The sequence below is a fragment of the Rhodanobacter caeni genome (assembly GCF_039523575.1).
In the GTDB taxonomy this organism is placed as follows: Bacteria; Pseudomonadota; Gammaproteobacteria; order Xanthomonadales; family Rhodanobacteraceae; genus Rhodanobacter; species Rhodanobacter caeni.
In genome coordinates this window covers 577,976-591,146 of record NZ_BAAAFO010000004.1, presented here as the reverse complement: position 1 = coordinate 591,146, position 13,171 = coordinate 577,976, and the positions used below count along the sequence as shown (strand labels likewise).

Here is a 13,171-nt window from a genome sequence, read left to right as displayed (position 1 = left end):
GGCACACGGTGTGACCGACGCCGGCCAGGCTGATCGAACATGCCGCGTCGGCGCGCGTAGTAGATGGCCGCACCTACGAGCAACGAGGACAAAAGGAATGACGCCACCAACCATCCTGCTGCCAGCCCTGGCACGACAAATCCATGCTCATTCATTGGCAACCCCGTGAATGGGGCGGATGGTGCTCCAGCTCTTGCAGCTGGGACATTGCCAATGATGGGCCTTGGCGCCGAAACCGCAACGGCTGCAACGATACATGGCCTGCCCTTCCAGCAGCTTGCGCATCAGTTCGCGCAGTATCTGGAAATTCTCCCTCGCCTCACCGTCGATCTTGTCCATGGTGGCGTCGATCAGGGTCATCAGCCCGCGTACCGATGGCCGCTGTCGCAATTGCGAGGTGAGAAATTCCACTGCCTGCCGATCACCATCGCGCTGTCGATACAGGTTCGTCAGGGCCAGCACGGGCGAGACACCGTGATAGCGATCGAGCAGGCCGCGCAGAAACTGCTCCGCGCGCCCCATCTGCCCGGACCGCTGATAGCTCTCGAGCAGCGGCGGCAGGATATCCGGCACGAACGCGACATCCGCATCGACTGCCGCCTCGTAGGCCACCACCGCTGCGTCGTGCGCGCCTTCTTCCGAATTCAGCCGACCGGTCAGCATGTAGGCGCGCACGCACTGCGGCTGGCTGGCAAAGGCCTGGGCGAGGTAATCGCGCGCCTCGCTGCGCGCGCCATGCTGGCGCGAGCGCTCGGCAAGCTCGCAATAGAACTGCGCCATCATCGGCGTCTCGTCCTCGCCGGTCATGGTTTCCAGCCGGCGCGCGTGTTCGATGGCCTTGTGCCAGTCGCGCTCGTGCTGGTAGATCGCGATGAGATGACGCAGCGCCGAAGGTGCGTGGGCGTCCATCGCCACGAGATCGCGAAACAGCGCCTCGGCGCGGTCGAGCAGCCCGGCCCGCATGTAGTCCTCGCCCAGTTCCAGCAGGGCCACGGTCTTCATCGCGTCGTTCAGGCCCGGACGCGACACCAGGTGCTGGTGCAGGCGAATGGCCCGGTCCACTTCGCCGCGGCGGCGAAACAGGTTGCCGAGCGCCAGGTGGGTTTCCACCGTATCGCGGTTGTATTCGGCGAGCTTGAGGAATACTTCGATCGCCTTGTCCTGCTCTTCGTTGAGCAGGTAATTCAGGCCACGAAAATAATCGGATGAAAGTTCGCTCACCCGTGCGCCCGATCGGCGTACGCCCGCGCGGCGGGAGGTCCACCAACCCAGCGCGAAGGCCGCCGGCACCGCCATGGCCAACAGATACAGGAAGCTCATGCGCCAGCCGCTGGCTTCTTGTTTGCCTTGCGTTGTTGGCGACGATGGCGGGTGCTCACGCCAAACCAGGCGGTAAGACCGCCGAGCAGCCAACCGATCACCAGACTCCCCAGCAAGCCGGCTCCCTTGGGCAACTGGATGCGCGCAAAACCCAGGTCGTAAGCGACGAGATCGGCGTTCAACGCCCCCAGCAGGACGCCGGCAGCGAGGAAGGCAATGAGCAGGAGCAATACGAGCAGTCGCATGGCGGGACTTTACCTGATTGGCCGACACCGGCACAGCTCTGGCCCGGTGCAACGATCATGGCCGGTCAGCAACAGCGGCGGACGGATGGCCACCAAAAAGAAAGGCAGGAACGACACCAGTCGCCTGCCTCGATGAACCCATGGATCGTGCTTCAGGCCGTCGCGCTTTCCAGTTGCAGGTTGACGCGTTCGCGCAATTCCTTGCCTGGCTTGAAGTGCGGAACATGCTTGCCGGGGAGCGCCACCGCTTCGCCCGTCTTGGGGTTGCGGCCCATCCGCGGCGGACGGTAATGCAGCGCGAAGCTGCCAAAACCGCGTACTTCGATACGTTCGCCGTTGGCCAGCGCGTGGCTCATCTGCTCGATCACGCTCTTTACGGCCATCTCCACGTCCGCAAACGCAAGATGGGTCTGGCGCCTGGCCAGCGCTTCGATCAATTCGGATTTGGTCATGGTCCCCAATGTCCGTGACATGAAACAGCGGGGCGGCGTGATGCCGCCCCGCGTCAACTCGGTAATGTCGCTACCGATCAATCAGCCTTGTTGAACTGCTCCTTGAGCAAGGCGCCAAGCTTGGTCGTGCCGGTGGAGGCGGAGGCGTAGTCGACGGCCGACTCGGGTGCGTCTTCCTCGTCCTTGGCGCGGATCGAGAGCGCCAGCTGGCGACCCTTGCGATCCATGCCGGTGAACTTGGCCTCCACCTTGTCGCCCACCTTCAGGTGCTGGGTGGCGTCGTCGATGCGCTCCTTGGCAATGTCGTTGGCGCGCAGGTAACCCTCCACGCCCTCGCCCAGGTCGATCACGGCGCCCTTGGCGTCGACTTCCTTGACGGTGCCGTTGACGATGCTGCCGCGCGGATTAGCCGCCATGAACTGGCCGAACGGATCCTGCTCCATCTGCTTGATGCCCAGGCTGATGCGCTCGCGCTCCGGGTCCACCGCCAGCACCACCGCCTCGATCTCCTCGCCCTTCTTGAAGTCGCGCACGAGATCCTCGCCGGACACCTGCCAGGAGATGTCCGACAGGTGCACCAGGCCGTCGATGCCGCCTTCCAGGCCGATGAACACGCCGAAGTCGGTGATCGACTTGATCTGGCCGGAGACCTTGTCGCCCTTCTTGTGCATGGCGGCGAAGGCTTCCCACGGGTTCGAGCGGGTCTGCTTGATGCCCAGCGAGATGCGGCGACGCTCCTCGTCCACGTCCAGCACGGTGACTTCGGTTTCGTCACCCACCTGCACCACCTTGGCCGGATTGACGTTCTTGTTGGTCCAGTCCATCTCGGACACGTGCACCAGGCCTTCCACGCCCGGCTCGATCTCGACGAAGCAGCCGTAATCGGTGACGTTGGAGACCTTGCCGAACAGGCGGCTGCCGACCGGATAGCGGCGGGCGATGGCGACCCACGGGTCGTCGCCCAGCTGCTTCAGGCCCAGCGAAACGCGGTTGCGCTCCTTGTCGTACTTCAGCACGCGCACGTCCAGTTCGTCGCCCACGTTGACGACTTCGGACGGGTGGCGCACGCGCTTCCACGCCATGTCGGTGATGTGCAGGAGGCCGTCGATGCCGCCCAGGTCCACGAACGCGCCGTAGTCGGTGAGGTTCTTGACCGTGCCCTTGACCACCGCGCCTTCGGTCAGGCGCTCAAGCAGCTTCTCGCGCTCCTCGGAGAACTCGGTCTCGACGACGGCGCGGCGGCTGACCACCACGTTGTTGCGCTTGCGGTCCAGCTTGATGATCTTGAACTCGAGTTCCTTGCCCTCGAGGTAGACCGGGTCGCGCACCGGGCGCACGTCGACCAGCGAGCCCGGCAGGAACGCGCGGACGTCCTTGATGTCGACGGTGAAGCCGCCCTTGACCTTGCCGGAGATCATGCCGACGATGGTCTCTTCCTTGTCGAACGCCTGCTCGAGGTCGTCCCACACCATCGAGCGCTTGGCCTTCTCGCGCGACAGCTTGGTTTCGCCGAACCCGTCTTCCAAGGCTTCGAGGGCTACCTTCACCTCGTCGCCAACCTGCACCTCCAGCACGCCCTGCTCGTCCTTGAACTGTTCGATGGGGACGATGCCTTCGCTCTTCAGGCCGGCGTTGATCACGACGACGTCGTTGCGGATTTCCACAACGATGCCGGTGACGATGGCGCCGGGCTTCAGCTTGGAGATAGCCTGCTGGCTCTGTTCAAACAGTTCGGCAAAACTTTCAGTCATGTTGATTCCATAGTGGGAAAGGACCGTTGGCAGTGGCGTCTGTGTTGGCCACGTATCATCGGTCCACCGGTTGAGGGTGTCTTCGACGGCCTTTCGAACCGATCGCAAGCCACCGTTGGCCAAAATCCCCTGCCGCGGCAGGGGCGCAAAAACCGCCGCGCAACCGGTCTAAGGCTGCACGACGGCGAGTACTTTCGCGACGACCTCGTCGATGCCCATGCCGGTGGTGTCCACCAGCACTGCATCGGCGGCGGGCTTGAGCGGCGCGACGGCGCGCGATGCATCGCGGCTGTCACGCGCCTCAATTTCGCGCTGAAGGCCGGAAAGTGTAACGCCGAGTCCCTTTTCCTTCAACTGCTTATAACGTCTTTTCGCGCGTTCGGCGGCGCTGGCGGTGAGGAAAACCTTGAACGCGGCATCGGGGAAGATCACCGTGCCCATGTCGCGCCCGTCCGCCACCAGCCCGGGCGCCTTGCGGAAGCCCAATTGCAGGGAAACCAGCGCCTGGCGCACCGAGGGCACGGACGCGATCGCCGAGGCCGCCGCGCCGGCCGTCTCGGTGCGCAGCTCGTCGGTGGCGTCGTGGCCGTTGACGATCACCCGCGTCTCGGCGCCCTTCTGCGCACGGAACTGGATCCGGGTGGTCTGCGCACACCGGGTCACCGCCTCCACGTCGGACAGGTCCAAACCTTCCACGCCCGCCGCATAGCCCACCGCGCGATACAGCGCGCCGGAATCCAGCAAATGCCAGCCCAACCGTTGCGCCACCAGCGCGCTGATCGTGCCCTTGCCCGACCCGGATGGCCCGTCGATGGTCAGCACGGGAGCGGATGAGGCATGGGGCATGGCGGTTCCTGGTCATGGCGGTCGAATCGCGAAGTTTACCCCCTCGCCGATGATGGCAGCGGCCGGGCGGACGCGTGTGGTTGGCCAGCAGGCCCAGGCAACCGTGGCTCGCGTGCCACCGCGGCGCTTGCAATTGTCGCCCGGACGAAGGCACATTCATACGATCGTTTGACCCACAGGGCCACCATGAATTACCCGAACCTGTTTGCCCCACTGGATCTCGGTCATGTGGTTTTGCCGAACCGCATCCTGATGGGTTCGATGCACACCGGGCTCGAGGACAAGGCCCGCGATTACGACAAGCTGGCCGCCTATTTCGCGGAACGGGCGCGCGGCGGTGTCGGCCTGATGGTCACGGGCGGCATCGCGCCCAGCATCGCTGGCTGGCTCAAGCCGTTCGGCGGACGCCTGACCCTGCCCTGGCACACGCCACGGCATCGCAAGCTCACCACCGCCGTGCACGCCGAAGGCGGCCGCATCTGCCTGCAGATATTGCATTCGGGCCGCTACGGCTATCACCCGCTGTCGGTGGCGCCATCAAAAATCAAATCACCGATCACGCCGTTCACGCCACACGCCCTGTCGTCGCGCGGCGTGGAACGCACCATCGCCGACTTCGTCCGCTGCGCCACGCTGGCGCGGGAGGCCGGCTACGACGGCGTGGAGGTGATGGGCTCGGAAGGCTACCTGATCAACCAGTTCATCGCCGAACGCACCAATCGCCGCAATGACGCCTGGGGCGGCGATGCCGCGCGGCGCATGCGTCTGCCCATCGAGATCGTGCGCCGCACGCGCGAAGCGGTGGGCCGCGATTTCATCATCATCTACCGGCTCTCGATGCTCGACCTGGTCGAGGGCGGCCAGCCGTGGGATGACGTCGTGACGCTGGCCAAGGCCATCGAAGCCGCGGGCGCCAGCATCATCAATACCGGCATCGGTTGGCACGAGGCGCGCGTACCCACCATCGTCACCAGCGTGCCGCGCGCCGGGTTCGCCTGGGTTACCCGCAGGCTGAAAGGCGAGGTGTCGATCCCGCTGGTCGCCACCAACCGGATCAACATGCCCGAGGTGGCCGAGCGCATCCTCGCCGACGGCGACGCGGACATGATCTCGATGGCGCGCCCGCTGCTGGCCGATCCGGCCTGGGCCAACAAGGCGAAAGCCGGACATAGCGAACGCATCAATACGTGCATCGCCTGCAATCAGGCTTGCCTGGACCATGTATTCCAGAACAAGCGCGCCAGCTGCCTGGTCAACCCGCGCGCCTGCCATGAAACCGAAATCCGGATCGAGCGCGCGATGACGCGCAAGCGCATTGCCGTGGTCGGTGCCGGCCCCGCGGGCATGGCCTGCGCCAGCACGCTGGGCGAACGCGGCCACGCGGTGACCCTGATCGACCAGGCCAGCGAGATCGGCGGCCAGTTCAACTACGCCAGGCAGATCCCGGGCAAGGAGGAATTTCACGAGACCTTGCGCTATTTCCGCCATCGACTGGCCGACACCGGCGTCGACGTGCAGTTTGGCACGACGGCAACTGCGGCCTCGCTGCGCGCCGCGGGCTACGACGAGGTGGTTGTCGCCACCGGCGTGACGCCGCGCGCGGTGGATTTCCCCGGCCACGACGATCCCCGCGTGCTGAGCTACCTCGACGTGCTGGGGCGGCATCGCACCGTGGGCGCGAGGGTGGCCATCATCGGCGCGGGTGGCATCGGTTTCGACGTGGCCGAGTACCTGGTTGAACACCAGCCCTCGCCCACCACCGACACCGCGCGATGGGCCCGCGAATGGGGCGTGGACATGAGTCTGGAAAACCGCGCCGGCCTGCAGAAGCCGCAGCCCGAAGCCCCCGCACGGCAAGTGTGGTTGCTGCAGCGCAGCCCGGGGCGGCTTGGCGCACGACTCAACAAGACCACCGGCTGGGTGCATCGCGCCACGCTGAAGGCCAAACACGTCGCCATGCTTGGGCGCGTGGCCTACCAGCGTTTCGACGATGATGGCCTGCACATCACGGTCAATGGCGAGCCGCGCGTCCTGCCGGTGGACCACGTGGTGGTCTGCGCGGGGCAGGAACCGAACCGGGTGCTTGCCGACGAACTCATGGCCGCGGGCGTCACGGTGCACGTGATCGGAGGCGCGGACGTCGCGGCCGAGCTCGACGCCAAACGGGCGATCGCCCAAGGCACGCAACTGGGTTGCCGTCTGTAACCGGGCGTACCGCAGAAACGAGAACGCCCCGCAAGTGCGACGCGTCAATATGGGCCCGGAGGGGGGAGGGGCCAGATATCGCGATAGCGTCGCTGCGGGGCGAGGGTCGCCATCACCAAGGGGGGAGGAGATGATGGGACGGGGAGCAGTTTATGATCGACGCAATAAAGAAACCAATATATATTTCGCGCATCATTTAGATGTTTTCGCTATATGTTCGATTTTCGCCAGCTACGCTATTTCGTCGCCGTCGCCGAGGAACTCAGCTTTACCCGCGCCGCCATCCGTCTGCACCTGTCGCAACCGCCGCTTTCCCAGCAGATCCAGGCACTTGAACGCGACCTTGGTGTGCAGCTGCTGCAGCGCGACAAGCGCAATGTCGCGCTGACCGAGCCCGGCAGGGTCTTCCTGAAGGAAGCCAGGCAAATCCTGGCCAAAGCCGAGAGCGCACGCAGCCACGTGCTGGCTGCCGCCGCGGGGTACAGCGGCCAGTTGCGATTGGCGTACACCGTATCGGTATCGTTCCACCCTGCCCTGCCCCAGGCCCTGCTGCGCTACGGCCAGATCGCTCCGAACGTGCACATCCAGCTCCACGAGATGTACAGCGAGCCCCAGTTCGCCGCGTTGCTGGCCGGACAGATCGACGTGGGCTTCGTCCGTGACGAACCGCAGCACACGAAGGACGCCCGCGGCCTGCGCCTGGCGGTGATCGATCGCGAGCCACTCCTGCTCGCGCTGCCCTCGGGCCATCCGCTGGCCGCCCGCAAAAGCGTAAGGCTGGCCGAAGTCGCCGACGATGCCTTCATCACGCAACCGCGCGAGCTGGCCGCCACGTTGTACGACCGCTTGGTGAAGCTGGCGGCCAAGGCCGGGTTCAAGCCGCGCATCAACCAGCACGCGCAGCAGATCAATGGCTTGCTGGCCCTGGTGGCGGCCGGGCTCGGCTTGGCCCTGGTGCCCGCCACCATGCGCGCGGTGAGGCTGGCGGGAGTGAGCTACGTGCCGCTGGAAGACGCCGACGCCTACCTGCTGCTCGCCGCCGCCAGCCGCATCCATGACCAGTCCGCGGCACTGGAGAAATTCCTGGCCACGGTGGCGGAAGTCGCGGTGGTCTCCAGCTTGTGATCAGCGCGGCAAACCACTACACTTGCGGGCTTGTCCATTGTTTAGTATCAGGAGCCGGCCGTGAAGGTGCTTAACTCTTTGAAGTCCGCCAAGGCGCGGCACCGCGACTGCAAGATCGTGCGTCGTCGCGGCAAGGTGTTCGTGATTTGCAAGAGCAACCCGCGTTTCAAGGCTCGCCAGCGCTGAAGAACAGCGACGGTTGAGCAAGAAAAAAGGCCGCGCAAGCGGCCTTTTCTCGTATCGGCGATCCGTTTCCTCGCGCCACGGCACACCGGCGCCTATACGTAGCGGACGCTGATCACCTCGTAGTGCTTCACCCCGTTGGGTGCCGTGAACTCGATGCTGTCGCCGGCACTGTGGCCGATCAGCGCGCGCGCGATCGGCGAGGACACGGCGATCATCTGGCGCTTGATGTCGGCCTCCAGGTCGCCCACGATCTGGTAGGTCACCGGCGTACCGGTGTCCTCGTCCTCCAGCTCCACCGTGGCGCCGAACACCACCCGATCGCCGGGCTTGAGCTGGGCCACGTCGATCACCTCGGCATTCGACAGCAAGGCTTCCAGCTGGGCGATGCGGCCTTCGGTGAAACTTTGCTGCTCGCGCGCGGCGTGATACTCCGCGTTCTCCTTGAGGTCGCCATGCGCACGCGCTTCGGCGATGGCCGCGATGATGCGCGGCCGATCGACGAACTTCAGTTGCTCGAGCTCGGCCCGCAGGCGTTCCGAACCGGCTTTGGTGATCGGCGGCCGACTCATGCGTTCAGCTCCCTGTGCAGTTCCTGCAGGCTGTGCACTTCGCCGTTGCTGTGGAAATCCAGCGAATGGACCAGTGCGCGGGCGCCCGCCACGGTGGTGGAATAGGTCACGCGACGCTGCAGTGCCTCGCGGCGGATCGAGAACGAGTCGGCAATGGCCTGCTTGCCCTCGGTGGTATTGACGATATAGACGATCTCGCCGTTCTTGATCAAGTCCACGATGTGCGGGCGACCTTCCAGCACCTTGTTGATGCGATCGCACGCCACGCCGTGTTCCGCGAGATAGCTGGCGGTGCCGGCGGTGGCGACCAGGGTGAAGCCGCGCGCCAGCACTTCCTTCGCCACCGGCAGCAGGCGCTCCTTGTCGCCATCGCGCACCGACACGAACACCTTGCCGCGCGGCGGCGTGCGGATGCCGGCGGCCTCGTGGCCGCGCGCGAACGCGGCACCGAAGCTGCGGCCCACGCCCATCACCTCGCCGGTGGAACGCATCTCCGGGCCCAGGATCGGGTCGACGTTCTGGAACTTCAGGAACGGGAAGATCGCCTCCTTCACCGAGTAGTACGCCGGGATCACTTCGCGCGTGGCACCGAGTTCGGCCAGGCTGCGGCCGGCCATCACGCGGGCGGCGATCTTGGCCAGCGGCACGCCGGTGGCCTTGGACACGAAAGGCACCGTGCGCGACGCGCGCGGGTTCACTTCCAGGATATAGACCGTGTCGCCCTGGATGGCGAACTGCGTGTTCATCAGGCCGACGACCTTCAGCTCGCGCGCCATCGCCGACGCCTGGCGTCGCAGCTCGTCCTGCAGCTGCGGCGACAGCGAATACGGCGGCAGCGAGCAGGAGGAGTCGCCCGAGTGCACGCCGGCCTCCTCGATGTGCTCCATGATGCCGCCGATCAGCACGCTGCCCTCGGCGTCGGCGATGATGTCCACGTCCACTTCCACGGCGTGGTCCAGGAAGCGGTCCAGCAGTACCGGCGAATCATTGGACACCTTCACCGCATCGCGGATGTAGCGCGCCAGGTCGGCGTCGTCGTGCACCACCTCCATCGCGCGGCCGCCAAGCACGTAGCTGGGGCGTACCACCAGCGGGTAGCCGATCTCGCGCGCCAGCGCCAGCGCCTCGTCGGCGTTGCGCGCGGTGCGATTGGACGGCTGTTTCAGGCCGATCTTCTCGATCATCTGCTGGAACCGCTCGCGGTCCTCGGCCAGGTCGATGCTGTCCGGGCTGGTGCCGATGATCGGCACGCCGGCCGCTTCCAGCGCACGCGCCAGTTTCAGCGGGGTCTGGCCGCCGTACTGCACGATCACGCCCTTGGGTTTTTCCAGCTCCACGATTTCCAGCACGTCTTCCAGCGTCAGCGGCTCGAAGTACAGGCGGTCGGACGTGTCGTAGTCGGTGGAGACGGTTTCCGGGTTGCAGTTGACCATGATGGTTTCATAGCCATCCTCGCGCAGCGCCAGCGAGGCATGCACGCAGCAATAGTCGAACTCGATGCCCTGGCCGATGCGGTTCGGGCCACCACCCAGCACGATGATCTTGTCGCGGCCGGTCGGCTCGGCCTCGCACTCTTCCTCGTAGGTCGAGTACATGTAGGCGGTGCTGGTAGCGAACTCGGCCGCGCACGAGTCCACGCGCTTGTACACCGGCCGCACGCCCAGCGTGTGGCGCAGATGGCGCACGGCGGCCTCGTCGGACCCGAGCAGTTCGGCCAGCCGCGCATCGGAAAAACCGAGCCGCTTCAGTTCGCGCAGGCGCGGCGCGTCAAGCGCCGTGACGCCCTGCGCCGCCACCTCGCGCTCGGCCAGCACGATGTCCTCGAACGCGGCCAGGAACCACGGATCGACGCGGCTGAGGTTGAACACCTCCTCCAGCGACAAGCCGGCACGGAACGCGTCGGCCAGGTGGAACACGCGGTCGGGCCGCGGCTCGCGCAATTCGCGCTTCAGCGTGGCCAGGCCCTCTTCGGTATCGATCTCCAGCCCGCTCGGGTTGAGCCCGGTCTTGCCGATTTCCAGCCCGCGCAGCGCTTTCTGCAGCGATTCGTGGAAGGTGCGGCCGATCGCCATCACCTCGCCCACCGACTTCATCTGGGTGGTGAGCCGGGCATCGGCGGACGGGAACTTCTCGAACGCGAAGCGCGGAATCTTGGTGACCACGTAATCGATGGTCGGCTCGAACGATGCCGGGGTGAGGCCGCCGGTGATGTCGTTCTTCAATTCGTCCAGCGTGTAGCCCACCGCCAGCTTGGCGGCGACTTTGGCGATCGGGAAGCCGGTGGCCTTGGATGCCAGCGCGGACGAACGCGACACGCGCGGGTTCATCTCGATCACCACCACGCGACCGGTGTCGGGATTGATGCCGAACTGCACGTTGGAACCGCCGGTATCCACGCCGATCTTGCGCAGCACCGCGATGCTGGCGTCGCGCAGGCGCTGGTATTCCTTGTCGGTGAGCGTCTGCGCCGGTGCCACGGTGATCGAGTCACCCGTGTGCACGCCCATCGGATCGAGGTTTTCGATGGCGCAGATGATGATGCAGTTGTCCGCGGTGTCGCGGACCACTTCCATCTCGAATTCCTTCCAGCCCAGCAGGGATTCGTCGATCAACACTTCGTTGGTGGGCGAAAGCTCCAGGCCGCGCTTGACGATGACCTCGAACTCTTCCTTGTTGTAGGCAATGCCGCCGCCGGAACCGCCCAGCGTGAAGCTGGGGCGGATGATGGCCGGAAAGCCCAGTTCGGCCTGGATCTCCAGCGCATGCTCGAAGCTCTTGGCCACGCCCGAACGCGGGCTTTCCAGCCCGATCTCGGTCATCGCCTGCTTGAACAGCTCGCGGTCTTCCGCCATGCGGATGGCGTCGCGCCGCGCGCCGATCAGTTCGACGTCGTATTTCTCCAGCACGCCGTGGTCGGCCAGGTCCAGCGCGCAGTTGAGGGCGGTCTGGCCGCCCATCGTCGGCAGCACCGCATCCGGGCGCTCCTTGGCGATGATGTGCTCCACCGTCTGCCAGTTGATCGGCTCGATGTAGACCGCGTCGGCGGTTTCCGGATCGGTCATGATGGTGGCGGGATTGGAGTTCACCAGGACCACCCGGAAGCCCTCCTCCTTCAGCGCCTTGCACGCCTGCGCGCCGGAGTAGTCGAACTCGCAGGCCTGGCCGATCACGATCGGGCCGGCGCCAATGACGAGGATGCTCTTGAGATCGGTACGCTTGGCCATCAGCGGGCCTCCTCCATCAGTGCGGCAAACCGCTTGAACAAATAGCCCACGTCCAGCGGGCCGGGGCTGGCCTCGGGGTGGCCCTGGAAACAGAACGCCGGGCGGTCGGTGAGCGCAAAACCCTGCAGCGAGCCGTCGAACAGAGAGACATGGGTGACGCGCACGTTGGCCGGCAGCGTGGCCGGGTCCACCGAGAAGCCGTGGTTCTGCGAGGTGATCAGCACGCGGCCGTCGTCCAGATCCTTCACCGGATGGTTGGCGCCGTGGTGGCCGAACTTCATCTTCAGCGTGCGGGCGCCCAGCGCCAGGCCCATCAGCTGGTGCCCGAGGCAGATGCCGAACAAGGGGATCTTCGCTTCCAGGAACGTGCGCGTGGCGGCGATCGCGTAATCGCACGCGGCAGGATCGCCGGGGCCGTTGGAGAGGAATACGCCATCGGGCTTCATCGCCAGCACGTCGGCGGCCGGCGTCTGCGCCGGCACCACGGTCACTTCGCAGCCCTGCTCGGCCAGCAGACGCAGGATGTTGAGCTTGGTGCCGAAGTCGTACGCCACGACCTTGAAGCGCTTCGCTGGCTGGTTGAAGGCAGCGCGATCGAGATCGTAGATGCCCTCGTTCCACACGTACGGTTCGCGCGTGCTCACCACTTTCGCCAGGTCCATGCCATTCAGGCCGGCGAACCCACGCGCGCTGGCCAGTGCGGCCTCCGCGTCGATCTGCTCGCCTGCCACGATGCAACCGGACAGCGCGCCCTTGACGCGCAGGATGCGGGTGAGGCGACGCGTGTCGATGCCAGCGATGGCGACCACACCGTGGCGCTTCAGGTAATCGGTGAGGCTTTCGGTGCACCGCCAGTTGCTGGCGCGGCGCGGCACGTCGCGCACGATCAGGCCGGCGGCCTGCACGGTGCGGGATTCGGCGTCTTCGGCATTCACGCCGGTGTTGCCCACATGCGGATACGTCAGGGTGACCATCTGCCGTGCATAGGAGGGATCGGTGAGAATCTCCTGGTAACCCGTCATTGCCGTGTTGAACACCACTTCGCCGACGGTTTCACCGTTGGCGCCGGCGGCATGGCCATGAAACAGGCTGCCGTCTTCGAGGGCAAGCAGAGCGGGAATGGGCATACGGTATCCGCCTTTTAGATGCAGCAAAGTCCGCAAGCCGCGGAGCGCTGGCTTGTGAACGGTGGAAGGAAAGGTCTCGGGGCGGCTGGAAATGATAGGTGGCGGCAGGGGGTTCTGTCCA

The 13,171-nt window shown here is 65.5% G+C and carries 11 protein-coding genes; 3 read left to right on the top strand and 8 right to left on the bottom strand.

Translation table 11 applies throughout. From position 1 onward, the window contains the following. Positions 1-147 precede the first annotated feature (147 nt). The 5 genes from lapB to cmk form a co-directional block, all read right to left on the bottom strand. The gene (gene lapB, locus ABD017_RS15495) at positions 148-1,320 is read right to left on the bottom strand and encodes a lipopolysaccharide assembly protein LapB (protein ID WP_343883677.1); all 1,173 of its coding nucleotides are present in this window, start codon (positions 1,318-1,320) and stop codon (positions 148-150) included. Then, positions 1,317-1,565 (bottom strand): LapA family protein, encoded by a 249-nt coding sequence (locus ABD017_RS15490; RefSeq protein WP_343883676.1) that lies wholly within the window; start codon positions 1,563-1,565, stop codon positions 1,317-1,319. Before ABD017_RS15490 ends, lapB begins: the two co-directional genes overlap by 4 nt. 152 nt (positions 1,566-1,717) lie before the next feature. Next, on the bottom strand, positions 1,718-2,017 hold the full coding sequence (locus ABD017_RS15485; RefSeq protein WP_343883675.1) for an integration host factor subunit beta: 300 nt from the start codon (positions 2,015-2,017) through the stop codon (positions 1,718-1,720). A 77-nt stretch (positions 2,018-2,094) separates the two neighbouring features. Next, positions 2,095-3,768, bottom strand: a complete 1,674-nt coding sequence (gene rpsA, locus ABD017_RS15480; RefSeq protein WP_343883674.1) for a 30S ribosomal protein S1 — start codon at positions 3,766-3,768, stop codon at positions 2,095-2,097. Between the two features lie 168 nt (positions 3,769-3,936). Then, positions 3,937-4,614 (bottom strand): (d)CMP kinase, encoded by a 678-nt coding sequence (cmk, locus tag ABD017_RS15475; RefSeq protein ID WP_343883673.1) that lies wholly within the window; start codon positions 4,612-4,614, stop codon positions 3,937-3,939. 186 nt (positions 4,615-4,800) lie between these two features. Between cmk and ABD017_RS15470 the strand changes: the two genes are divergently transcribed. From ABD017_RS15470 to ykgO, 3 genes are all read left to right on the top strand, one after another. Continuing rightward, complete coding sequence (locus ABD017_RS15470) at positions 4,801-6,819, top strand: oxidoreductase (RefSeq protein ID WP_343883672.1); 2,019 nt, start codon at positions 4,801-4,803, stop codon at positions 6,817-6,819. A gap of 213 nt (positions 6,820-7,032) precedes the next feature. Beyond that, positions 7,033-7,944 (top strand): LysR substrate-binding domain-containing protein, encoded by a 912-nt coding sequence (locus ABD017_RS15465; RefSeq protein WP_343883671.1) that lies wholly within the window; start codon positions 7,033-7,035, stop codon positions 7,942-7,944. A gap of 60 nt (positions 7,945-8,004) precedes the next feature. Further along, positions 8,005-8,130 (top strand): type B 50S ribosomal protein L36, encoded by a 126-nt coding sequence (gene ykgO / locus ABD017_RS15460; protein WP_007080705.1) that lies wholly within the window; start codon positions 8,005-8,007, stop codon positions 8,128-8,130. A gap of 92 nt (positions 8,131-8,222) precedes the next feature. Here the strand turns inward: ykgO and greA are convergent, their stop codons facing one another. Genes greA through carA form a run of 3 tightly spaced genes read right to left on the bottom strand, consistent with a single transcriptional unit; the run spans position 8,223 to position 13,050 of the window. Then, positions 8,223-8,699 carry a transcription elongation factor GreA gene (gene greA / locus ABD017_RS15455; RefSeq protein ID WP_343883669.1) on the bottom strand — a complete coding sequence of 159 codons (477 nt, stop codon included), beginning with the start codon at positions 8,697-8,699 and terminating at the stop codon, positions 8,223-8,225. Beyond that, positions 8,696-11,923 carry a carbamoyl-phosphate synthase large subunit gene (gene carB, locus ABD017_RS15450; RefSeq protein ID WP_343883667.1) on the bottom strand — a complete coding sequence of 1,076 codons (3,228 nt, stop codon included), beginning with the start codon at positions 11,921-11,923 and terminating at the stop codon, positions 8,696-8,698. Before carB ends, greA begins: the two co-directional genes overlap by 4 nt. Then, positions 11,923-13,050 carry a glutamine-hydrolyzing carbamoyl-phosphate synthase small subunit gene (carA, locus tag ABD017_RS15445; RefSeq protein ID WP_343883666.1) on the bottom strand — a complete coding sequence of 376 codons (1,128 nt, stop codon included), beginning with the start codon at positions 13,048-13,050 and terminating at the stop codon, positions 11,923-11,925. The genes carB and carA overlap by 1 nt, the downstream gene beginning before the upstream one ends. Positions 13,051-13,171 lie beyond the last annotated feature (121 nt).